The 23,492-nt window shown below is 47.1% G+C and carries 21 protein-coding genes and 1 pseudogene; 11 read left to right on the forward strand and 11 right to left on the reverse strand.

The genetic code is table 11. The annotated features are described in order from the left end of the window. Positions 1-12: 12 nt before the first annotated feature. From gshB to IEW74_RS05290, 4 genes are all read right to left on the reverse strand, one after another. Positions 13-960 carry a glutathione synthase gene (gene gshB / locus IEW74_RS05275; protein ID WP_188662429.1) on the reverse strand — a complete coding sequence of 316 codons (948 nt, stop codon included), beginning with the start codon at positions 958-960 and terminating at the stop codon, positions 13-15. Between the two features lie 100 nt (positions 961-1,060). Further along, positions 1,061-1,906 (reverse strand): transglutaminase family protein, encoded by an 846-nt coding sequence (locus tag IEW74_RS05280; protein WP_188662431.1) that lies wholly within the window; start codon positions 1,904-1,906, stop codon positions 1,061-1,063. After that, positions 1,903-2,544: a BON domain-containing protein gene (locus IEW74_RS05285; protein ID WP_188662432.1), complete on the reverse strand. Its 642-nt coding sequence runs from the start codon at positions 2,542-2,544 to the stop codon at positions 1,903-1,905. Before IEW74_RS05285 ends, IEW74_RS05280 begins: the two co-directional genes overlap by 4 nt. Beyond that, the gene (locus tag IEW74_RS05290; protein WP_188662434.1) at positions 2,526-2,891 is read right to left on the reverse strand and encodes a YraN family protein; all 366 of its coding nucleotides are present in this window, start codon (positions 2,889-2,891) and stop codon (positions 2,526-2,528) included. The genes IEW74_RS05285 and IEW74_RS05290 overlap by 19 nt, the downstream gene beginning before the upstream one ends. A gap of 257 nt (positions 2,892-3,148) precedes the next feature. Here IEW74_RS05290 and IEW74_RS05295 point away from each other — a divergent pair, with 257 nt between their 5' ends. Then, the gene (locus tag IEW74_RS05295; protein WP_188662436.1) at positions 3,149-4,204 is read left to right on the forward strand and encodes a hypothetical protein; all 1,056 of its coding nucleotides are present in this window, start codon (positions 3,149-3,151) and stop codon (positions 4,202-4,204) included. 246 nt (positions 4,205-4,450) lie between these two features. Next, a complete protein-coding gene (locus IEW74_RS05300) occupies positions 4,451-5,353 on the forward strand; it encodes a tetratricopeptide repeat protein (protein ID WP_188662438.1) in 903 nt (300 codons plus the stop codon). Between the two features lie 18 nt (positions 5,354-5,371). Here IEW74_RS05300 and IEW74_RS05305 read toward each other — a convergent pair whose 3' ends face one another. The 4 genes from IEW74_RS05305 to IEW74_RS05320 form a co-directional block, all read right to left on the reverse strand. Beyond that, the gene (locus tag IEW74_RS05305) at positions 5,372-5,947 is read right to left on the reverse strand and encodes a hypothetical protein (RefSeq protein ID WP_188662440.1); all 576 of its coding nucleotides are present in this window, start codon (positions 5,945-5,947) and stop codon (positions 5,372-5,374) included. A 229-nt stretch (positions 5,948-6,176) separates the two neighbouring features. Continuing rightward, a complete protein-coding gene (locus IEW74_RS05310; protein ID WP_188662451.1) occupies positions 6,177-8,312 on the reverse strand; it encodes a protoglobin domain-containing protein in 2,136 nt (711 codons plus the stop codon). A 145-nt stretch (positions 8,313-8,457) separates the two neighbouring features. Continuing rightward, entirely contained in the window at positions 8,458-8,916 is a 459-nt protein-coding gene (locus IEW74_RS05315) for a hypothetical protein (protein ID WP_188662453.1), read from the reverse strand. 98 nt (positions 8,917-9,014) lie between these two features. Continuing rightward, positions 9,015-9,638, reverse strand: a complete 624-nt coding sequence (locus IEW74_RS05320; RefSeq protein WP_188662455.1) for a bacteriohemerythrin — start codon at positions 9,636-9,638, stop codon at positions 9,015-9,017. Between the two features lie 399 nt (positions 9,639-10,037). Here IEW74_RS05320 and IEW74_RS05325 point away from each other — a divergent pair, with 399 nt between their 5' ends. The 4 genes and pseudogenes from IEW74_RS05325 to IEW74_RS05340 all read left to right on the forward strand — a co-directional run bounded on the left by IEW74_RS05325 (position 10,038) and on the right by IEW74_RS05340 (position 16,282). Further along, the gene (locus tag IEW74_RS05325; protein ID WP_268233801.1) at positions 10,038-12,068 is read left to right on the forward strand and encodes a sensor domain-containing diguanylate cyclase; all 2,031 of its coding nucleotides are present in this window, start codon (positions 10,038-10,040) and stop codon (positions 12,066-12,068) included. 167 nt (positions 12,069-12,235) lie between these two features. Continuing rightward, positions 12,236-14,167, forward strand: a pseudogene (gene dnaK, locus IEW74_RS05330) (molecular chaperone DnaK); the annotation flags it as partial. A gap of 95 nt (positions 14,168-14,262) precedes the next feature. After that, a complete protein-coding gene (gene dnaJ / locus IEW74_RS05335; protein ID WP_188662466.1) occupies positions 14,263-15,402 on the forward strand; it encodes a molecular chaperone DnaJ in 1,140 nt (379 codons plus the stop codon). A gap of 112 nt (positions 15,403-15,514) precedes the next feature. After that, the gene (locus IEW74_RS05340) at positions 15,515-16,282 is read left to right on the forward strand and encodes a substrate-binding periplasmic protein (protein WP_188662468.1); all 768 of its coding nucleotides are present in this window, start codon (positions 15,515-15,517) and stop codon (positions 16,280-16,282) included. Between the two features lie 13 nt (positions 16,283-16,295). Here the strand turns inward: IEW74_RS05340 and IEW74_RS05345 are convergent, their stop codons facing one another. The 3 genes from IEW74_RS05345 to IEW74_RS05355 are packed head-to-tail and all read right to left on the reverse strand — an operon-like array spanning position 16,296 to position 18,598. Beyond that, the gene (locus tag IEW74_RS05345) at positions 16,296-17,000 is read right to left on the reverse strand and encodes a methyltransferase domain-containing protein (protein ID WP_188662470.1); all 705 of its coding nucleotides are present in this window, start codon (positions 16,998-17,000) and stop codon (positions 16,296-16,298) included. Continuing rightward, positions 16,997-17,617, reverse strand: a complete 621-nt coding sequence (locus IEW74_RS05350) for a methyltransferase family protein (RefSeq protein ID WP_188662472.1) — start codon at positions 17,615-17,617, stop codon at positions 16,997-16,999. The genes IEW74_RS05345 and IEW74_RS05350 overlap by 4 nt, the downstream gene beginning before the upstream one ends. Positions 17,618-17,662: 45 nt before the next feature. Continuing rightward, positions 17,663-18,598, reverse strand: coding sequence for a UDP-glucuronic acid decarboxylase family protein (locus IEW74_RS05355; RefSeq protein WP_229734251.1), 936 nt, complete (start codon positions 18,596-18,598; stop codon positions 17,663-17,665). 163 nt (positions 18,599-18,761) lie between these two features. Between IEW74_RS05355 and IEW74_RS05360 the strand changes: the two genes are divergently transcribed. The 5 genes from IEW74_RS05360 to cobO all read left to right on the forward strand — a co-directional run bounded on the left by IEW74_RS05360 (position 18,762) and on the right by cobO (position 23,469). Continuing rightward, complete coding sequence (locus IEW74_RS05360; protein ID WP_188662476.1) at positions 18,762-20,015, forward strand: EAL domain-containing protein; 1,254 nt, start codon at positions 18,762-18,764, stop codon at positions 20,013-20,015. A 3-nt stretch (positions 20,016-20,018) separates the two neighbouring features. Continuing rightward, positions 20,019-21,314, forward strand: coding sequence for an EAL domain-containing protein (locus IEW74_RS05365; protein ID WP_188662478.1), 1,296 nt, complete (start codon positions 20,019-20,021; stop codon positions 21,312-21,314). An 11-nt stretch (positions 21,315-21,325) separates the two neighbouring features. Further along, the gene (locus IEW74_RS05370; RefSeq protein ID WP_188662480.1) at positions 21,326-21,787 is read left to right on the forward strand and encodes a 2-thiouracil desulfurase family protein; all 462 of its coding nucleotides are present in this window, start codon (positions 21,326-21,328) and stop codon (positions 21,785-21,787) included. A gap of 4 nt (positions 21,788-21,791) precedes the next feature. Continuing rightward, positions 21,792-22,784 (forward strand): adenosylcobinamide-phosphate synthase CbiB, encoded by a 993-nt coding sequence (gene cbiB, locus IEW74_RS05375; RefSeq protein WP_188662482.1) that lies wholly within the window; start codon positions 21,792-21,794, stop codon positions 22,782-22,784. A 79-nt stretch (positions 22,785-22,863) separates the two neighbouring features. Then, positions 22,864-23,469, forward strand: a complete 606-nt coding sequence (cobO, locus tag IEW74_RS05380; RefSeq protein WP_188662484.1) for a cob(I)yrinic acid a,c-diamide adenosyltransferase — start codon at positions 22,864-22,866, stop codon at positions 23,467-23,469. The last annotated feature ends 23 nt before the right edge of the window (positions 23,470-23,492 follow it).

A 23,492-nucleotide genomic window follows, 5' to 3' on the forward strand; every position in this document is an offset into this window, starting at 1 on the left:
GCTTTAGAACAATTAAGAGGCTGTATGAGTTTCAATGGCATCCCAAATCTGGCTTTCCAGACAGGATCCATCAAAACGATTGATTTCTTGCAGGCCAGTGGGTGACGTGACGTTAATTTCAGTCAGATAATCGCCGATAACATCAATGCCGACAAAAATCATGCCGCGTGCCTTCAGTTCCGGGCCGATGCGTTCGCAAATTTCGCGTTCTCGCGCGGTTAGCTCGGATTTTGCGGCCTGTCCGCCGACATGCATGTTGGAGCGCGCTTCGCCTTCTGCCGGAATGCGGTTGACGGCCCCGGCTGCCACTCCATCGATCAGGATAATGCGTTTGTCGCCTTTGCGCACATCGGGCAAGTAGGCTTGAACCATGATCGGTTCGCGGTAAAGTTCGCTAAACATTTCAATCAGGGAATTGAGGTTTTCATCCCCCGGTTTGATATGGAAAACCCCGGCACCGCCATTGCCAAACAGGGGTTTGACGATGATGTCTTTATGTTTGTCGCGAAAACGTTCGATTTGTTCTTTGTTGCTGGTAATCAGGGTCGGCGGCATCAGGTCGGGGAACTTGGTGACGAACAGTTTTTCCGGTGCGTTGCGCACTTCCGCCGGGTTGTTGACGACCAATGTCTGGGGATGGATGTGTTCCAGCAAATGTGTGGCGGTAATATAGGCCATATCAAACGGTGGGTCCTGACGCATCAAGATGACATCAACATCATCTTGCAGGTCGATCCAACTTGCCTCGCCCAATTCAAAATGATTGCCATGTTCGCGTTTCAACGTCATGGGCCGGGCATAAGCCACCACACGACCATCCAGCATGGTTAAATCTTTGGGGTGGTAATGGAAAAGCGTATGGCCGCGTTTTTGGGCTTCAAGTCCCATCACGAAAGTCGAATCCCCATTGATGTCGATGGTTTCGATCGGGTCCATTTGGATGGCAACGCGCAGGGACATATGTTTTCCTCACCTTAAAATGATATGAAATCAGATATAGACCAACTTATAAGGCGGTGCCAGTTGTTGATGATAAAAAAAGTTGTGAAGTCTGTCGGGGCTAACTTTGCGTCTTGTTTTGTAAATCGCTCAGGATACGTTCGGTATGACGAATGGCATCGATATCCGTTGTATATTTCAGGGCCGTTTTCAAGGCTTGGATCGCCTCGGATAATTGACCGATACGGGCATGCAACAGGCCGCTGTCACGCCAAAAGGCCGGCGATGATGGTTCCAGAATATGACAGATTTCCAGTATCTCAAGGGCTTGAGACACTTGATCACAGCGCAAGAAATGCGCCTTAATTGCCCCCAGATGGCGGATAAACAGTGTTTTGCTTGGCAGCATATCGTAGAATAGCGGTTGCAATTCCGCTTCGGCACCGCCGAGAACTTTGATCATTTGGCGTAGTGTATAAGCATCCAGTTCGATGCAGCCTTGAAAGGGATCGAGAATGGCGCGTTTTGCCCCATGTTCAATACAAATCAGGTTATAACCGGGGAAGTTCAGCCCGAACACCGCCCAACCGCATTGGCGCGTACAATGGATGAACAACATACTGAGACACAGGGCTGTGCCGTATTTTTCATCCAGCAGGCAAGCCATATTCATATGATCAAGATCGTCGTACGCGTCTTCATCCCCCTGAAATCCTTTTTCCTTGCAGAACAGAGTTTGCAGGGTCTCGACTTTGGCTTGTAAGGGATCGTTATGCAGGCACAAGCCTTGAAACCGTGTGTTGAGGTCTTGTGACAGGCGATCAATTTCATCGCGGTAACGGTTCAGCTCAAGGGATGGTTTGAGAACCTTGCCCACCAAAAGACCGGCTTCACACAGATTGAAGGTTTCTTCATCCTGTTGGGCAAGGGACTGAAAGCCGCGCTGGATTTCACCGGGGAGTGTCATGATGCGTCGCTCAGGACTCTTTCTTTTTTCGGACGATACATGGATTTGCGTTCTTTGACCTCAACGTGGGATACCACTTTGCGCACATAGGGGATGGATTTGGCGTGGGCAATAAATCGACGCAATTCGCCATGACTTTGGGCGAGACCGATGACATAAACCGTCCCGCCTTCGGCATCATATTTATAATTGATGTCCATGATCTGCCCGTCAAAGGTCAGGGCGGCAAATAAACGTGTGTTGATCAGGGTATCGTGGGTGAAATCTTCAATACCGGTTTCGCTTTTTAAGACAATATCGTTATAGACATCTTTAATGCCGTCCACTTTCCAGACAAGGGCAATGGCCTTGGCGCGTTCTTCTTCGCTTTCAACCGCGCCTATGACCATCGCTTTGGAATTATAGACAATCACCGATAAGTCAGAGGCATAAGACAATTTTTCCTGCGCCCATGTCCCGACGATGTCGGCTTTTAACCCCAAATCGTTTGCGGCGCCTTCCAGCCCGCGTTCTTCCATCGCGTAGGTGCCCGCTGTCGTGCCAACAGTGGTTAAAACCCCCAAGGGTGTGCAGGCTATGAGGATAAGGCAGCTCAAGCTTAAAAAAGCAAACCGGGTGATCATCTTTCGTCGTACCATGCGTTTTTCAAATGTCTGGGCAATCTATGGGGTGAAATTGCCATAAAATCAAACCGAATATCGCTATTAGCATAACGCTGATTTGCAGAAAGAAAAGCCTCGGCTGCGACAATCAGACGTTTTTGTTGGGCAAGGGAAAAAGCCTGCAAGGCCAGATCAAGGCTGGGGCGCGATTTTACTTCGATAAAACAAAGGGTCCGCCCCTTTAGCGCGACAATATCAATTTCCCCGGCGCGTGTGCGCAGATTGCGCGCAAGGATCCGATATCCTTTCAAACGCAAAGTCCAAACCGCCAGCTCTTCCCCCCAACGCCCAAACCGCACCGCTTTTAATTTTTTGTCCATCATAGGGTGGGTTAGGGAAGGATCGGGGGCTTTTTAGTTTTAAAGGCGATTGGAAAAGGGACAGATGATGAAAACAGCAATATAATTTCGAGGCTGACCTCGGAACTCACTTGCTCGGAACTCATTTCAGTCATCATACACTCCCATCACGAAAAACAACAAAACAACAAAACAACTTTAAGATAAAAAGTTACTCCATCTACAATTTTATATTATTATATTGATTTCACAGGAATAACAATGCCACAGAGGATATTTTCATGGATGAAAAAGTTACTTTTAAGGCTCTTTTCAAAGAGCTTCCATTTAAGCACGGCTATCTAAAATGCCGCATGATCCATATGGCTGGAAAATCGGTTATCCAACCAGATATCCTTTTTGCCAACGGCGTTACCAAACATTTTTTCGTTCCTCAATTCTTCTACCCTAACCAAATTTTTTTCTTAGATGAGGACACTGGTTTCTGTACGATCCACATAGCCTTTCCTAATGACACGGTATTCCGCATCATATTCTTCTCAGAAGGTCTGACGAAGCGGTGTTCAGACGGCTCTCTCGTTTACAAATGTGCCTATGCCATATCTGAAGGGCATCAGAATGTAACGCCAACAGGTGTCTGGAAATTAAAAGACCAAAAGTTTCTTCTTAAACTTTACCACCATACAAATGATGCTGGAAAAAAAGGCATAACAACCTCTAAGGAAATTTGGGGTTCGAAGACCAACATTCAGGGCAACCCTGTCCTACAAAACATTGAGTATGGTTATTTCACTAGCCTTGGGACCATCAACAATGAAATGGATTTAATGAGTATTGCAATGTCGGGTGAAGGAATTGCAGGTTTTCTTCCCACCAATGCACCAAACGCTCCCGCCTATGGAACTTTCATCACAGTACCAACAAAACAGCCGACTGAACTAAGCCAGACGCTTTGGTTTTGGGTAGACTGCGAACTCATAGCTCCAAATCATCTTTGGTTTCATAGACCCATTGGCGAAATGCCACATTATGAGTTGGTATTGCCAAATGTATATCGCGTCGGCATAAAACCTTCAGCAACGCTCCCCTTCACTGGCAAATTTTTGACATTGAACGACCAGAACCGAAAAGTGTTTAATTACGTTATCGTTGGAGACGCAGATGCTTATAACGGCTTAATCGCACCATTCAACGAAGAAGAATCTGAGTGCATCGGGAAAGTGCAATTGATTGGAGATTGCGATGACATTATTTCAACATGGAAAAAACTTGCCAACACCGATCAATTTTCTGGACGTAATGTAGAAATGGTTCAATTTCCATCGAAAGACCCATAACAAATTCCGGGGTCAGCCACCTAATTAAGTTGCGCAATCAAGAAAGATAATTTCGTAGCTGACCCCGGAACTCGGGAGAACTCGGGAGCGTGACCTGCCGCTATTACGGCCATGTCACCGATTTCCCGTCACGATTTCACCATTGAATTTTTCCTAAAAAAATACGCCCCTTTTCACAATAGTTGCTGAATTATCTCTCAAACCTATCCATAGTTGTTTCAGACACCTAAATTGAGGATACGAGAGATGGAACGATTTATTTGTTTATTGCTGACTTTATGCTTTTTGCACTTTTCAAATACGGCCTACGGTGCTTCACAGGAGACCTCTCAAGAAGTCACTCTAAATGACTTTATCAAACTGGCTGAAGAGGGATCAGAAGATGCGCAATATCTGATTGGTTATTCCGTTCTCTTTGATCAGGAAGTTTCGGGTGAAAAATATTCAGACCGAACCCAAGCACTAGAATGGCTCGACATTTCTATTGAAGCAAATCCTTTCAACGGTTGGTTTGTTGGCAGTGAGCTTACAAACCGAGACAAGCCTGTTCTCGCTCAGATATACTTACAAAAAGCCGTTAATGCTGGTTACACTAAAGCGTTTTCAAATTTAGCGCACCTTTATTTAGGTGACGGGCACAGTAAAGCTGGTAATCTACTTGCGAAACGTTATTTCGAAGCTGCTGCCTCTTATGGCAATGCTTACGCCTATGTCCGCATAGGTCATATTTATCAAAACGGTTGGGGCGTGGAACAGGATTTAGCAAAAGCTGAACAATATTTCCAAAAGGCTATCAGTCAGGGAGAAACAGCTGGCTATACTGCGTTGGGAGAAATGAAGGAGAAATACTTCTCAAATCCCGACTACAAAGAAATCTTAGACCTGTATCTAAAGGACGCTCAAAATGGCGGTAGTACCGCGATTTTTGGTATTAAAAGACTTTATAAAAAACATAACCAACATGTTGGCCTTACGAAGGAAGCAGTTTTATTTTGGCATTATGTTGATCAATTTAACTCAGTAATAAATTTTGGTCGTCCGGTCAGCTACCTTGATAAAAAAACAAAACTTGCAAATAACTTTTCCTCAGATCAACTTTCAAAAATTAAAAAAAGAGCTGAAACCTTAGTCAAAGGCTTCAGCAATTAAAGATAAGTTTAGAAGCCCTTAAATTTCTGGACTATTTCTCTCGATCCTTTCTTCCTCTGCATAAAGCTCTTCTAGATGTTGCTCTAACTGATAAATATTCCACTCAATGGCCCGACGTTGATTTGGATCAGTTTCTTGCTGAAGCTTCAGTTTCTTTTCCACTATCGCATTCAAAGTTCTAGTGATTTCAGCTTTAACTTCCCACAATGGTCGATCTGCAAATGCAGGTAGGCCACTCGTTGGGTTTCTTTGCTCATAACCTGAACCCACTGTGTATTTTTCTAGATTTTGGCCCATTTTATCAGAAAGATATCGCATCAATTCTGGTGTTTGCATACTCAAGGGAATTACAATCTCCCCAGGAGCAACATGAGCCACCACACTATCTTGAACATGACGAGAGCCATTCAGCCCCATTTCATTTGCAGCTTCACCCTCGGCTGCGCGCGCTTGAGGTGAAGGATTGTCATATAGGTCTTTGAAGCCCTGCTGGATCATCGCAACATATGCCGGGTCACGGTCTCTCCAATAATGCGGGTCTTCCATTAATTTCCGCAGATGCGCATCTGCGGGGTTTGAGCCAAATTGTCTCATGAGTAATACTCCATAAAAAAAAGCGGCCCTTCTTTTCAAAAAAAGAAAGGGCCGCTTTGGGTTATCCTAACCACGAACAGCATTCGTCTAGACACATTTCTACTGTTGACTAATGTTCCATTTAGCAAGCTTCAGTAAAAGATCAAGGCTCAAAAGAACAAAAAGTGAATAAAGTTGTAAATCCATAATAATCAGTGACATGGCCGTAATAGCGGCAGGTCACCGATTACTAGAATTTATACGCCATGCGCACATTGCCCCAATGGCGTCCACGGATGTAGACCGGGGCATCGACCTCTTTTAACAAGACCACCTGATCCCCGACTTTGCGGTCATAGGCCTGCACCAGAACGGGCTGAGTATTGCGGGCTGCGCGCAGGCCCGCCGGATCGGCAAAAATACGACGGTTGCGGCAGTTGGCATCGTTCCAGACCGGATCATCGCTTTGTTCTTTCATATAGACCTTATTGTGGGTCGGCAAATAGGCGGCACGATCGACCGCTGCACAAAAAACAATGTTGGGGGCGCGTTGAACGATATCTTCCTGAATATCGGGCAGATATTCATCCGTAATTGCCGTGAATTTTGTCAACATTTGGCGGGGATTGGTATTGGCAATCGGCTGGTAATCAATATCGAAGAAATCTTCGAAAGCAATCTGGTTTTTACGCAGGGCTGTTTCAAATGCTTCTTCCGTTCGGTTTGCCGCCTCTTGAACCAATGCAATATAGGTTTTGTCATGGTTCTTTGTTTCTTCCAACAGCTGAACAATTCTTGCTTTTTCTCCATCTGTATGCGCACCGAATGCCGCATTCACCACATTATCCGCCACCTGGCGAATATCCATGTCGAATGCCCCGAGTTTATCCAGGACAATATGACACGCACCCGTTTTTAAACGATCCTGTGCATGATCAATGCGCAACGAGACCCCGCCCAGACTTAAATCTGCTGTCGTTCCGACACATTCAGTCCCATTTTGCTTCAACGTTACTGTCATGCCCAAGGGTACCCGCTCGCTATGACGACGGTTCCCGGCATAAGAGGTACGCAGCAACATGGTCATCGCACCGCGCAATCCCGAAACATCCCGGATGACATTGCGTGAAATATTGGAAACTTTGCGCGCCACCGATTGTGCCGACACGTTGCGTTCAGACACATCTTTCATGCTTTCATCCACATGAGACGTGCTGTCCGATGCACTGGTTGCGCTGCTGCTGATCTCGGTTGTTGCGGCAGTTTGTTGTTCCACCGCTTCGGAAATATGACCAACGCTTTCACCCATTTTCTGGATCAACTGGTTGGTGATTTCAATCTCGTGGACGGCGCGTTCGGTGGCTTCGCGAATTTGGCCGGACTGCATATTGACCTGATCAATGGCTTTTTCGGTTTCCGCCGCCAGATTTTTGACTTCCTGTGCCACAACGGCAAACCCTTTGCCGGCCTCACCGGCGCGCGCAGCCTCAATCGTTGCATTCAAGGCAAGCAAGCGGGTTTGCGAGGCAATATTTTGCACAAGGGCCACAACCGATGCGATTTCCTGTGCACTGGTTTCCAGACTATTGACCGTTTCCTGACTCCGCCGCGATTGTTCAATGGCATTTTGGGCAATCTCTTCAGAAGATTGCACCTGCCCGGCAATACTTTGTGACGAGGCATCCAGTTCCTCTGTCGCCGCAGCCACCGTTTGAATGGAATTTAAGGTGTGGTTCAAAGATTCAGTCGCAAAATCGACCTGTTTTTGCAATTCAATCTGCGCTTCACTTAAATTATCGACATTTTCCTGCATCAAGGCGGTTTGATCCGAAACACTTTGAATCGTTTGATCCGATTCATCTAGAATCTCATCGGACATTTGTAAAAGCTGTTCACGAATTTTACGCAGCTCGCCGCTTTCAATATAAGTCATCATAGCCAGATCAATATCCAGACAGACCGAGCGTAACATCGCCCCGACACCATCCATGACCTTGGCATTTTTGACACCGTTTTTGCGCAGGTAAGTTTGCAGCATCTGTTCGATCAACATGAAATAACCGCCCAGATACCAGCGCGGTTCCAGTCCGATCACATCATGGACGCGCCCGACCGTCAGCGCGCGTTCCATATAAGCGTCGGCATAATCCCCGCTGAACATATTTTCCCAATGCTGGCGCTGCGCATCCGTTAAGGTGCGCACATCGGAATGTTTATCAATGATGGACTGGGTTTCTTGAAACCCGGACAAGTGCGCATAAAAATTTTCTACAATAGCTGGCACATCGCCATTTATGGTTGCAAAAAAATCCCACATCGATTTTTTTACATTTTCGTCTATTCGTAAAAACTCAAGACGCCTTGTGAGATCATTTTTATCGCCCATAGCCGTTGCCCTACCCAATTGTCATTCCAAGTACAATGTCCCGCCAATCCTCACCCCTTAAACGAGGTTTTTATAAATATAAGGGACTTTTTATAAGTTTCGCAACCTTGAAGGAAAAATAAAAAATGTAAATTATACTTATGATCTAGCCAATAAGCCGACTAAAGCTTTCTTTTGTATAACCCGGCGGTAAGACTTTGACATGTTCTTTGTTCATATACATATCAACCTCAGGATTACGGACTTCCGGTTGCAGAACATCACTTAAGAAAGCAAAAACCCCCGGTGCTATTTTTGCAGGAAAGGTCTGCCATGTGATAAACACGCCACCGCGCATGTCATAGCTCATAATCTCGCTACTTTGTTTGGCATCCGTGATATCCATCGCCAGATCTTCCGCCATCCCGACATAGACCCAGCCCGGTTTCACCCCGCCATGCCAAATGACATAGATTGCCGAAACACCGGATACATTTTCTTTTGCCAATTCAACAAAGGGGAGACGGCGAAACTTGCCCGCCGCATTTTTAGACCAGGCGACTTCAAGCACACCGCTTTTGGCTTCGCTTTTCTTACCACCGCCGAAAAAGTCAAACAGTCCCATTTTTTGCATTCCTTACATAAGCGATAAACTTATTATAAGCCCCTGCCTTGGGAATGCAATAAGGTCATTGAGATCAGACAGATAAAGGAAACAGACGGTTAACGGCCAAACAAGCTTTTGGCTTTGGCCTCCCGTCGTTTAATTTGCGTCTCTGTGATTTTTTCAACAGCCGCTTCGACCAACTGGCCTTCTTCGCTCGCATCGCTGATCAAACTGATAAAATGGCGAACCTGTTCTTCCTTATCCGCCGGGCAGGAAATGTTGATCATACTTTTCGCCGCATTTTGCTGGCGGCGTTGCATAATGGCCGGATCACCTTCCTTTTTACCCAACAAATACGGGGCATAGGCCCGGTCAACCTTTGCAATATGGTTCAACAACCAGCCTTCCAGAAAAGTCACGATTTTCTCTGCATCGACATCTTGCGGACAACGGGCATGAAAATTATGCAAAGAAATCACACTATCGCGAAAATCATCATGTTCTTTTTTATGGGCATCAAAATCCGGATACCCCGCACGCACCATAAAACGTTCTTCACGATCAAAATGTTCTTCAACATAAAGGCCCAATGATTTAATCGTTGCTTCAATCACACCCACATTGCGATTTCCGGCGATTTGTTCCCCTAATTGACGAATCGTACGAAACAGCATCTGGTGGTCTTCATCAATCACACCAATTCCCAACTCAAATTCATCAGACCATTCTTTATACTTCATGTGCTTATGCCTTATTCGCGAACGGACGATAGATTCAACAAAATCTTATAGTTATAGCGTTTTGTTGCATAATTCACTTTAGCACAATTAACTGAAAAGAAAACCCTGCCTCATATTTTGATCGGATTTCTTTCGAATAATATACGAACCGATAAACAGCACGTTTTTATGAATTATCCCCGCAACATTTGCCGACACGCAAAATTGTTTCGATATCATTTTGAAATATCAGGTTCTGGTATTTTCCGGTCTTTATATCATTGTGCGCTGGTATATCCATTGCCAGCAATCCTTATTCCAGATCAATACGTTAATTTTTTTGTCTCCCTTTTTGCGCGAAGCTTGCATTTCTCTGGTAAGCAGTGGATGATTTAAAAAAGTATATTTTCTCTGTCATGGATGAAAAGAAGCGTGTCTGGTAAGCATAAAACGGGATTAACGACTGGATCTGTCCCCGCAATTCTTGAGAATGCGGGTGCGGTGATTTTCATGTGTGATCAAAAGGGTCATATAAATTTTGTGAACCCCGCCTTTTGCCAAACGGTTGGACTGACAGATGACATGCTTCTGGGCAAAAACGTCCGCTTCATCTATCCCGGTGCCGATTTAACCGATATTCAAAACACCCTTGCTGACTCAACGGTCTGGCAGAACGAGCTTGAATATCGTGCCCCAAATGGAACGTCCTTCTGGTTTCATACAAACATCACCCAAAATGGCGATAATTTCATATGGGTACAGATGGACGTTACCGCGCAAAAAGAAGAATCCTTTCGCCAGATCAATAATGAGAAAAAACTGCAAAGCATTCTGGATCATATTCCCGCTTACGTATTTTCCAAAAACCGCAAAGGGGAATATACCTACGTTAACCATATGCTTGCTGCCCTGCATGCCTTAAAAAGCGACGAAGTCCTGGGTAAAACGGATTATGATCTCTTTCCTTTTCAGGCCGCAGAATCTTTTGAAAAAAATGACCGAACCGTTTTTGAACAACACAAAACGGTTCGGGCGCTTGAAGATGGCGGTAGGGACGAATATGGGATTGAACGCTGTTATTTATCCGTCAAATGCCCTATGGAAAATGAACAGGGCGAAGTCGATGAACTCCTTGGCATGTCCATTGATATTTCGGAACAGCAACGACTTGAAAAAGCCTTGTGGGCCAGTCAGGAAAAGCTCAACAGTATTCTGGATAATATGAAAGCGCGGGTTTACATCAAAGACACCGATCTGCGCTACACCTATGCCAATGAGGAACTCTGCCAAATCCTGAATATGGATCGCACCAGCATAACCGGTAAAAATGATTTCGATCTTTTTGAACCGGAAACCGCTGTTGGTTTTCGCACCACAGATCAGGAGGCGCTTAAAACCAAGCAGAAAATTTCCCGTATGGAAACATCCGTCGATACCCAAACCCGCACAAAAAGTTATTATTGGTCTGTCAAGGTGCCCTTACTGACTGCTGAAGGGGACGTTCATTCGATTTTAGGTATTTCGACTGATGTCACCGAGCAAAAACGACTGGAACAAAAACTTCAGGCCAATGAGCGTCAGCTGACAACCATCCTCGACAACATGAAAGCCCATGTTTACATCAAGGATACAAGTTATACCTATACCTACGTAAATGCTGATATGTGTGAGTATCTGGGCAAAACATTTGATGAAATTGTCGGAAAAACAGATGCCGAGATCTTTGGCGAAAGTGTCGCCGAACGTTTCCATCAAAGTGATACACAGGTCTTCAATTACCGGGAAAACTGTACCAGTATTGAAAAATCACGCCATTATCGCACCGGCAAAAGTTGCTATTTCCTCTCCATCAAAGCCCCGTTAATCAATGATGTCGGCAATGCCCATGCTCTCATTGGTATCTCCACTGATGTTACGGAACAGCAACGAATGGAACGCGAACTGCGCAAAATGGCATCAACCGATGTCTTGACAGGCGCCAACAATCGCCGCCATTTTCTTGAACTCTGTGAAAAGGAAATGGACCGCGCCAAACGATATGGTCATAATTTATCGTTGATTATGCTGGATGTGGATCACTTTAAACATATTAACGATACCTATGGTCATGCCACGGGTGATGAAGCCATCCGATCCATGACCAAACTTTGCCGCGACAGCTTGCGCAATTCCGATGTTTTGGGCCGAATCGGCGGTGAAGAGTTTGCCATTCTGCTGCCCGAAACAGATTTGATCGGCGCTTGGCAAATTGCCCAACGGATCCGCCAAAACACCGAGGATTTTGCCTTTGATACCGGACAAGGTAAAATTGATGGGTTCACAGCCAGTTTCGGCCTGACCGGCCTGTTGGAAAAAGACCAAAATCCGGACGATTTGCTCAAACGGGCCGATATCGCCCTTTATGATGCAAAAACGCAGGGACGCAACCGCGTTTGCGAGAAAATCGATTAATCCGGTTAAAAAACCGAAAAATCTTAACTCTTGATGTAAATGTTTACGCCGAAGCGCTTGCATGAAGGCGACAATCGTCTTATATAACGCCCAGTTTTTGACCCTCAGGGAGTTCTGAATGTCTGTGCCTTGTTTGAGAAGGGCGGACGACAGGGAACTCGCCGCAACAAAGAGAGAGTAAAATGAGCAAAGTCATCGGTATTGACCTCGGTACAACCAACTCCTGTGTCGCCATCATGGATGGCGGTGATGCACGTGTTATCGAAAATTCCGAGGGAACACGCACAACCCCGTCTATGGTTGCTTTCACAGATTCAGGTGAACGCCTGTCCGGCCAACCGGCCAAGCGACAAGCCGTCACCAACCCGGAAAACACACTATTTGCCATCAAGCGCCTGATCGGTCGCCGTTTCGACGACCCGCTGACCAAAAAAGATCAAGGTCTGGTTCCCTACAAAATCGTCAAAGCAGACAATGGCGATGCGTGGGTAGAAGCCAACAACGAAAAATACAGCCCGTCACAAATTTCTGCCTTCATCCTGCAAAAGATGAAAGAGACCGCAGAAAGCTTTGCCGGTGAAACCATCACACAAGCCGTTATCACAGTTCCGGCCTACTTCAACGATTCCCAGCGTCAGGCAACAAAAGATGCCGGTAAAATCGCGGGCCTTGATGTGCTGCGTATCATCAACGAGCCGACAGCCGCTGCACTGGCTTACGGTATGGACAAAAAAGAAACCGGCACCATCGTTGTTTACGATTTGGGCGGTGGTACATTTGACGTGTCCATCCTTGAAATCGGCGATGGTGTTTTCGAAGTAAAATCCACCAATGGCGATACCTTCCTCGGCGGTGAAGATTTCGACATGGCGATTATTGATTATCTCGCTGACGAATTCAAAAAAGAACAAGGCATTGACCTGCGTTCGGACCGTATGGCCCTGCAACGCCTGAAAGAAGCGGGTGAAAAGGCAAAGATTGAACTGTCTTCCTCTATGGAAACAGAAGTCAACCTGCCGTTTATCACCGCTGATCAGTCCGGTCCGAAACACCTGAACATCAAGCTGAGCCGTGCAAAACTGGAAAGTCTGGTTTCCGACCTGATCGAACGTACAGTTAAGCCTTGCCAAGCTGCGTTGAAAGATGCCGGTCTGAAAGCCTCTGAAATCGACGATGTTATTTTGGTCGGCGGTATGACCCGTATGCCCAAAGTCGTTGCAAAAGTTAAAGAAATCTTCGGTGTTGAGCCGAGCAAAGGTGTAAACCCGGACGAAGTGGTGGCCATGGGTGCTGCCATTCAGGGTGGCGTGTTGAAAGGTGACGTGAAAGACGTTCTGCTTCTTGACGTAACACCGTTGTCTTTGGGGATCGAAACATTGGGTGGTGTCTTCACCCGTTTGATCGATCGCAACACTACAATTCCGACACGTAAATCTCAGGTCTTCTCCACAGCCGAAGACAACCAGTCTGCTGTAACCATCCGCGTCTTCCAGGGCGAACGTGAAATGGCGGCAGACAACAAACTGCTGGGTCAATTTGATCTGGTTGGTGTTCCGCCGGCACCGCGTGGTGTTCCGCAAATCGAAGTTACCTTCGATATTGATGCCAACGGTTTGGTGAATGTGTCTGCCAAAGACAAAGCCACCGGCAAAGAACAACAAATCTCGATCAAAGCATCCGGCGGTCTGGACGATAGCGAAATCGACCAAATGGTTAAAGATGCAGAAGCACATGCCGAAGAAGACAAAAAACGTAAAGAAGTAGCCGAAGCCCGTAACCAAGCGGAAAGCCTGATCCACACAACTGAGAAAAACCTCACCGAACATGGGGATGCCTTGGGTGCAGATGAAAAAGGCGAAATTGAAAAAGCGGTTAACGAGCTCAAGTCCGCCTTGGAAGGCGACAATCTCGACCCGGAAGATATCAAGGCAAAAACAGATGCTTTGATGAACGCTTCTATGAAATTGGGTGAAGCCATGTATAAAGCCCAGCAAGAATCCGCTGGCGCTGAAGCTTCACCACAAGAAGACGCACCGGCTGATGACGGTGTTGTCGATGCCGATTTCGAAGAAGTCGACCCGGACAAAAAAGACAAGTAACCTGTAAAAGTGTGCCCCTTGCGAAAGCAGGGGGCCTTGTTTCAAATAGTCCCCGCCGCAAACGGGGACATATTTGTCTTTAAAGAGGACAAAAAATGGCAAAACAAGATTACTACGAAACGCTTGGCGTCAGCCGCGATGTAGACGATAAAGCCCTGAAAAGCGCGTTCCGTAAGCTTGCCATGCAATATCACCCTGACCGCAACCCGGATAATACGGATGCAGAATCCAAATTCAAAGAAATCAACGAGGCCTACGAAGTCTTAAAAGATGCCGAAAAACGGGCAGCTTATGACCGTTATGGTCATGCGGCGTTTGAACAAGGCGGTCCGGGCGGCGGACATGGCGGTTTCGGCGGTGGCGGGTTCTCCGGTTTTGGCGACATTTTTGAAGAAATGTTCGGCGATATGATGGGCGGTGGACGCGGCCAGTCATCAGGGCGCGGTTCAGACCTGCGCTATAATATGGAAATCAGTCTGGAAGATGCCTTCAACGGTAAAAAAGCCCAGATTGAAGTTCCGACATCCGTTCATTGCGGATCCTGCGACGGTTCCGGTTCCAAAGGCGGTAAACCACCGAGCATGTGCCCCAGCTGCCACGGCCGTGGTAAAGTACGCGCGCAACAAGGCTTTTTCACGATTGAGCGCACCTGTCCGACCTGTCATGGCGCGGGTTCCGTCATTTCTGATCCTTGCGATAACTGCGGGGGAACCGGACGTGAACGCAAATCGAAGACTTTGTCCGTCAGCGTCCCGGCTGGTGTGGAAGATGGGACACGTATTCGTCTGTCCGGCGAGGGTGAAGCTGGATTGCGCGGTGCGCCCAGTGGTGATCTCTATATTTTCCTGAGCATCGCACCGCATCGGATTTTCCAGCGCGAAGGCGCCAATATTTTCTGCCGCGTGCCGATCCCGATGACAAAAGCCGCCCTTGGTGGTGAAATCGAAGTCCCGACCGTTGACGGGGGACGCGCCCGGATCAAAGTGCCCGAAGGCACCCAAAGCGGTAATCAATTCCGTTTGCGCGGCAAAGGCATGAGCGTCATGCGCACCGAATCACGCGGGGATATGTTCGTCGAAGTCGCCGTGGAAACACCGGTGAAACTGACAAAAGAACAAAAAGAAATCCTGAAACAATTTGAAGCCGCCGGCGGTGGCAATGTAGAAAACCACAGCCCGGAAAGCCAAGGCTTCTTCAGTAAGGTCAAAGATTTCTTTGAAGATTTAACAGATTAAGCCTTAGGACCCCTAAGTAAAAAACCCCACCCATCTCACGGGCGGGGTTTTTATTTGTATATCAATGTCAAAATCCCCATATGCCATAGGGTTAAACATATGGTTCTTGAAAATGGGGATCCTGTTGCGTCATATTTTTATTTTAATCATTATTGGCTGTTCTTTGTCTGTGACTGTCATCAAGACAGGCTGGAGCGAAGACTTGCTTTTCTTCACAGAACAATATCCCCCTTATAATTTTACTGGACCAAACGGTAAAGTAAGCGGTATTTCCACAGAAATTGTTCAGGAAATTATGAAACGAACGGGTTTTGCCTATCGACTGAAGCTCACCCCGTGGAAGAGAGCCTACGAATTAACTTTATCTCAGAAAAACACCTGTCTTTTTACAACAGGGCGGACAACAGAACGTGAAAATCTGTTTAAATGGATTACGCCGCTAACGGAAAATCCCATCGTCTTATTTGCGCGCCCGACCAGCACAATCAAAATTATGCAACTCAGCGATTTATCCGAATATCGGATTGGCGGATACTTGGGGGATGCCGCCGTTGATTATCTGGTTACCCGCAATATCCCGGTTGAAACCGTACGTGATGATAAATTGAATGTGCGCAAACTTCAGGGCGGGCGCATTGATTTATGGGTGACCGGTGAAATGGCCGGTCAGGCCCTTGCCGATAAAACAGGCCATGACATAAAGAAAATATTCACCCTCACCGCCATTGCCGGCGGGATTGCCTGTAACTTGCATCTGAGTAATTTAATTACAACGCGCTTACAACAAGAGCTCAATACGCTGTATCAAGAAGGGTTTATTGACAGGATATATCAAAAATATAACCCCGACTTACCTGTTCCTGTCTATAAAACAAAATGAAAATAACCTGCTGTTATTCTTTCCAGGCAATCCAGCCCCCAAACAGGAACGCGCCGTAAAAAGGTTCAACCGTCTTAAAGCCCGCCGCATGAAGCAATTCCATAATCCTGTCTTCCCCGATAAATTGGATATCACGCACAACATGTTCGAACCCACGGTCCACAATATGTTCCGGCATGCCTTGGTGCAGTTGCCAGTCGCGCCATACATCCAGAAAACGCTTAAAGCGCACGCCTTCGACCTCTGCATGCAAATCTGCCAAAATTAACGGGGCACCGGGATTAAGCCGCGCCGCGATGGAGCGCAATAAGGCCTCTTTTGATCCATCATCGGGCACAAAATGCATGACCAGAATCAGTGTTGCCGCATCAAAGCGAACCTCACTATTCAGATCCTCCACATAGCCATTGATGATTTCACAACGATCAGAAAGCTGTTGAATTTCCAAATTCGCTTGCGCAACCGCCGCCATTGCCTGTGCCGGTTCAACCCCGGTGATGGACCAATTGGGGAATTCCTGCCCCAACGTCATCAATTCAACCCCGGTTCCGCAACCCACAGACAGCAAGCTTGAATTTGTTCCTAATACGTAACGTTTTAAAAGAACCTTGATCATTTCATGTAAAACGTCATAACCGGGCACGACTTGGCGAATAACCCGGTCGTAGGCCTCTGCCTTTTGATCATCAAAATGTTGTGTGGTATCAAAATCGGTCATGGTTTGGGTTCTTTCAAAATCACTTTCCCTTTTACGGGAATGAACGCAGGTACACGGGATTTATAAGTCGCATAATGATCGCCGTACAGTCTTATTAGATGGCGTTCTTCAAATCGCGCACCGACCCATAAATATAACGTGCCAAAAATGGCTGTCATCAAATCAAATGGCCCCGTGACCCGCCCCCAGAGGATAAGCAAGCCTGCGCTGTAAAGCGGATGGCGCACCCAACAGTGGAACCCTTTGAAATGCAAGGGTTCGTCATCATGAGCCAAAATCCCCTTAAAATGATCACGAATTTGGGTCAGGCCACTCAAAGTGCCCAGATCATATTCGCGCAACGCCAAAATCATCAGCACCCAGCCGATGATATAAACAGCGCCCTGTCCCACAACCCACCAATCTGCGCGCACAAAGGCGACTTCATGTTCATAAAGCCATAAGCCCACAACATAAACAGCCGCAATTTGCAAAGTCGCAAATATATTATAGGCCAAACGATAAAAGGCCCCGAACAGAGGTTTCAGCCGCGATTTCACAAATTCACGGGCCAAAAGAGAATGGACAAGCCCAAAAATCAGCCAAGCCGCCCCATATATGAGATGATGCTCAAACATACATCCAGTTTGGGTCAGAGATACCCGTCTGTCAACAACAGGAGATCAGAGCATTTTTTCAAAATATGTGATGGTTTTTTTCAATCCGTCTTCCAAGGCAATGGTCGGATTCCAGCCTAGATGATTTTGCGCCTTATCAATAATGGGTTTGCGCTGCATCGGATCATCTACCGGCAAGTCTTCAAAGGTCAAGGTTGAGGTTGACCCGATCATTTCAATGACTTTTTCCGCCAGTTCCCGGATTGTAAATTCGCCGGGATTGCCCAAATTGATCGGTCCGGTAATGTCATCCGGTGCCGCCATCAAACGTACAAACCCGTCGATCAAATCCTCGCAATAACAGAAAGAGCGTGTCTGTGATCCATCTCCGTAAATGGTGATCGGTTCATTACGCAACGCCTGCATGATAAAGTTAGACACAACCCGCCCGTCATTGGGATGCATGCGCGGACCGTAGGTATTGAAAATACGGGCTACCCGAATGTTGACCCCGTGTTGACGGTGATAATCGAAAAATAACGTTTCGGCACATCGCTTGCCTTCATCATAACAGGCACGCGGACCGATGAGGTTGACATTGCCACGATATTCTTCCGGTTGGGGATGAATTTCAGGATCGCCGTACACTTCGCTGGTGGAAGCCTGAAAAACCTTGGCCCCGACACGTTTGGCCAATCCCAGAACATTAATCGCGCCATGCACACTGGTTTTGGTCGTCTGCACCGGATCATGCTGATAATGGATCGGGGACGCCGGACACGCCAAATTGTAAATTTCATCCACTTCCACATAAAGCGGAAAGGTAATATCGTGGCGCATCAATTCGAAATAAGGGTTATCCAGCAAATGACGGATGTTATCTTTGCTGCCGGTAAAAAAGTTATCGGCGCAAATAACGTCATGGCCTTCTTTCAATAAACGTTCACACAGATGCGAACCCAGAAAGCCTGCCCCGCCAGTTACTAAAATCCGTTTACGCATATGCACGAGCTGAATCTCCCCTTTAAAGACTGCCGAACCATGTAACATATCCAGCGTCAAAAAACATAGAGCATTTTAATTTTTTATGAAGTCTTTTATCTCTATGATACATTTAAAGCTTCAAGGATAAATTGAGTTTCTACGCTGGGACAGACGAAAGAAAATGGCAGAAAATTTAAGCGATGCACAGTTGATGCGGGCAATCCGGGCAGAAACCAACAGCCCGGAAAATAAACTGCTGGAAAATATGCAGATTCTTGAAAAAAAACCCGTTGGTCTGTGCGCGGTTCATCTTCATTTGTCCCAATTACAGCGCACCAACCGAAAACCCGATTATATTCGCATTGCCGAGCGTTGTTTCGATCCTATAACGATTACTCATATGTCAGACCTGTTCGCTTTGGCCAACTTTGACATTATCCTGACCTGTCAGAACAGCCGTGTCGAAGAGATTGACCGGGCCTTATCCTCTATCCGCAATATGTTTCGCGCCGATCCCTTAATTGAGCGGCGCGATATCAGCGGGGAGGAGGCTTTTTGTACATGGTATGATCTGGAAGAGGATTTTGAATATTTCAAGGAAGCCGTTGTTTCCAGCATTCTGTCTGCCAAACGCCAATCTCTGGATAAAAACGTCGCCTCTATGGATGACGAAAAACTCACACCGAAAAATCTGGATCAATTGGCCCGAACCTTTCGCAAACTGGATGCCCGCCCGTTAATGCGTCACCAAAGCGCGGTGCAGGTGGGGACAAACGGACAAGGCCAGCTTTTGTTTCGTGAATATTATGTTTCCATCGCCGATTTACGCAAAATTGTTGCCCCGGATGTGGACCTGCTGGCGGACCGATGGTTGTTTCAATATCTCACCACGATTTTGGATCAACGTGTCCTGCATATGCTGCGCAGTCAGACAATGGATGATTTACCGAAAAATATCAGCCTGAACCTGAATATCCAAACCATCCATACCAAAGATTTTCAACTGTTTGACCATTTTGTCGGCGAAGATGCTCATCGTTTTATTATCGAGTTCCAACCCGTTGATGTTTTCAGCGATATCTTTGCCTATGAACAAGTGCGCGATATGCTGCAAACCCGTGGCTATAAGGTCCTGATTGACAGTCTACAGCCCTTGGTTCTGGATTATTTCGATCCTTCTAAACTGAAGGCCGATTTTTATAAAATTGCCTGGGGCGACCGGCTCGGTGCCTCCGCCACACAGGAAGGGCGCGGGGAAATGCGCGAATTGATCCAGAGCATCGGCGCTTCCAACGTTATTATCTCGTTGGTCGATAGTGAAGATGCCGTCAAATTCGGTTTACAATTGGGTGTGCAACGCTTTCAAGGCTTCTTCGTTGATCGACTGGTGGAAGCCATGACCCAAAAAACGGCTTCGGCCATGAGGGGGGCGTAGATCATGCAAACCCAAAATCAGGAAAACCTGTTCTACGATTATATCCGCCGCCTTGAACACCACCGTCAAGGCCGGGAAATGGTGCATTTCCACCTGTCCAAGCTGCGCCCCTTCAACCGGCGCGAACATCATATTCGCGTTGCCGCCGATGCCTTTGAAGGGATGGTGAAAGATCTGCTCGGACAAATCTTCGTCTTCAAAAACGCAGATATTATCTTTGTTTTTAAAACCGAAGCCATGGGACAGGTTGAACAGGCCATTGAAAAAGTCAAATTCCTGTTTGGCGATGATCCTTTATTGGAAGAAAACGGACCGCACGGCAAGGATTTTAACAGCTGGTACGATGTTGAAGCCGACTATGAAGATATTGTCGCAATGGCCCGCGATCTCGTGGAAAAAGATAAAAGCGCCCGCGCCGCAATGGGCGGCAGCGTCGATGTCAAAACCGCCCTTCTTGCCAAACAAGAAGCCGGCGAACGTATGACACCACGCATCCTTGATCGTGTGATCGAGGCCTTGAAAGCCGCTGATTTGACCAATATGGTGCGTCGCCAATATGTCTGTAGTGTCGAAGGGCCGCAAATGGTCCCCACAGCACGTTTTAGCGAATTATTCATTTCAATCAGTGATTTGCGTGAAACTCTCCTGCCCGGTGTCAATCTGACATCCTCGCCTTGGTTGTTCCAGCATTTGACTGAAACATTGGACCGGCGCGTTCTTTCCCTGCTCAGTAAAACCGAAGACCGCGATATCACGGGCGATATCAGCATCAATTTGAACGTAGCAACCCTGCTGTCTACCGAATTTATGCGTTTCGATGAAAATGTCATTGCTGCCATGCGCGGTAATATCGTTCTGGAACTGCAACATCTTGATATTTTCAGTGATTTAAACGCCTACCTCTTTGCCCGCGAATATGTCAAAGAACGTGGCTATCGTATCTGCATTGACGGGGTGAATTACAAGACCTTGCCCTTTATCGACCGCGAACGTCTGGGCGCAGATATGATCAAGTTAATCTGGTCATCCGACATTATTCACGGCGGGCATGATTTAACCGATCAGGTCATTCGACAGATCATGTTGACAGGGGCCAAACAGATTATCCTCAGCCGATGTGACAGTGAAGAAGCCGTCGAATTCGGGCGCAACAATGGAATCGAATTATTCCAAGGGCGCCATGTTGAAGCCTTGATCGCGGAAGAAGGTCGTCGTAAAAACATGCGCACCCTCAAAAAACGGGCCGCCGCCCATGACAAAATGAACCTGAAAAAACGGTCTTTGAGCAAACGGACCTAGATAAGGCAATTATGGAAAAGATACTGATCAGCGCCTGCCTGTTTGGCGAAAAAGTCCGTTATGACGGGGGTGACACCCTGATTGATGATCCGATCATGGCACAATGGAAAAAAGAAGATCGTTTTATTGTTCTTTGTCCAGAAGTTGCCGGGGGTTTACCTGTCCCGCGTAAACCCTGCGAACGAGACCTGGAAACAGGGCAAGTTATCAGTCAGGATGGTGAAGATTTTACCGATGCCTTTCATCAAGGTGCATCAATTGCGCTTAATTTGGCAAAAAAACACAACATCCGGCATGCCTTGCTTAAAGAACGCAGTCCCTCGTGTGGCGTCAATCTGATTTATGATGGAACCTTCACATCCAATAAGATCAAAGGATTGGGCATTACAGCCAAGCTATTGAAAGAAAACGGTATAAATATATATAGCGAATTCGATCTCGATCAACTCAAGACCGATCTGCACGAAAAATAACACCATGTTCGCGATTTCCTCCCTTGTCCCCTACGACAGTTATAATCCCCTATGGTTACTGCTCTGTGCCTTGGCTTTGGATGCCTATGTCGGGGATATGAATCGGTTGTTTACGATCATTAAACATCCCGTGGTCTGGATCGGGGAATTGATCGCCTTTCTTGATCAAAAATTAAACCGGGAAAGTCGATCCGAAGTCAATCGCACCATCCGGGGTGCTATCGTTGTTATGTTCATGGTTTCGCTTTGTTTCACCGTTGGTCTCGGTGTCACATGGTTTGGGCAAAACTATCCCTTCGGCTGGATCCTTGAATTGTTCCTGACCATTGCCCTTATCGCGCAACGCAGCCTGTTTATCCATGTGCGCCGGGTCGCCATTGCCCTGAATGAAGACGGGATTTCAGGGGGGCGCGAAGCTGTCAGCCATATTGTCGGGCGCGACCCAGACCAACTGGATCAACACGGGGTTGCGCGTGCCGCCATTGAATCGCTGGCGGAAAATTTCGGCGATGGCGTTGTCGCCCCCGTTTTCTGGTACGTTCTGTTCGGATTTCCCGGTCTGTTGGTCTACAAGGCTGTCAACACAATGGATTCCATGATCGGTCATAAAACAGATCGCCACAAATCCTTTGGGTTTTGCGCTGCACGGCTGGACGATGTCCTCAATCTTATTCCCGCACGTCTGGCCGGCTTCTGGATTTTCTTTGGCTCTTTCTTTTTACCGACCTCCAGCCCGTTCAAAGGTCTGAAAACCATGTTTCACGATGCGCGCAAACATCGTTCCCCCAACGCCGGGTGGCCCGAAGGCGCAATGGCCGGGGCCTTGGATATTGCGCTGGCCGGACCGCGCAAATATCGCGAAGGTCAAGCTAATGATCCGTGGATCGGTGATGGTCGGGCCCGTGTCCTGTCCAAAGATATCAAACGCGCCTTACAGGTTTATGTCGCGGCTTGCCTCGTCAACGCCAGCGCGATTGCTTTGCTTTGCTTGCTCTAATCCTACCTTTACGATTGCGAAATCTTTAGAGACTCCTATATTGGAGGAAACCGTTTCTTAAAAAAGGGAAGGACCCCCCATGTCAGACGAAGATCTGGAAAAACACGCCAGTAAAATGGCAAAAAAGAAAGCTGCCCGTGACCGTATGATGGAAAAAAAGATCGATGAAAAAGGCCTTGTCATCGTCCATACCGGCAAAGGTAAAGGTAAATCCTCTTCTGCATTCGGCATGGCATTACGCTGTGTTGGACACGGGTTTAAAGTCGGTGTGATCCAGTTTATCAAAGGGGCATGGGATACGGCGGAACGCCGCGTGTTTGAAGGGTTCCCCGATCAGGTCACCTTCAAAGCCATGGGCGAAGGTTTCACATGGGAAACACAAGATAAAGAACGCGATATTGCCGCCGCCCAAAAAGCATGGGCCGCCGCCAAGGAAATGATTATGTCGGGCGATTACCGCATGGTTATTCTGGATGAAATCAACGTCGCCATCCGATATGAATATGTCAGCGAAGACGAGGTTTTGGACTGTCTGGCAAATCGCCCTGATATGGTGCATGTGGTCTTAACAGGTCGCCATGCCTCCGATAAATTGTTGGATGCGGCCGAACTGGCAACCGAGATGACCTTGCTTAAACATCCGTTTCGAAGTGGCATCAAAGCCCAGCCCGGGGTGGAATTTTAGGATTTTCTTCAAATTTAACGCGC

The organism is Terasakiella brassicae (assembly GCF_014641495.1).
In the GTDB taxonomy this organism is placed as follows: Bacteria; Pseudomonadota; Alphaproteobacteria; order Rhodospirillales; family Terasakiellaceae; genus Terasakiella; species Terasakiella brassicae.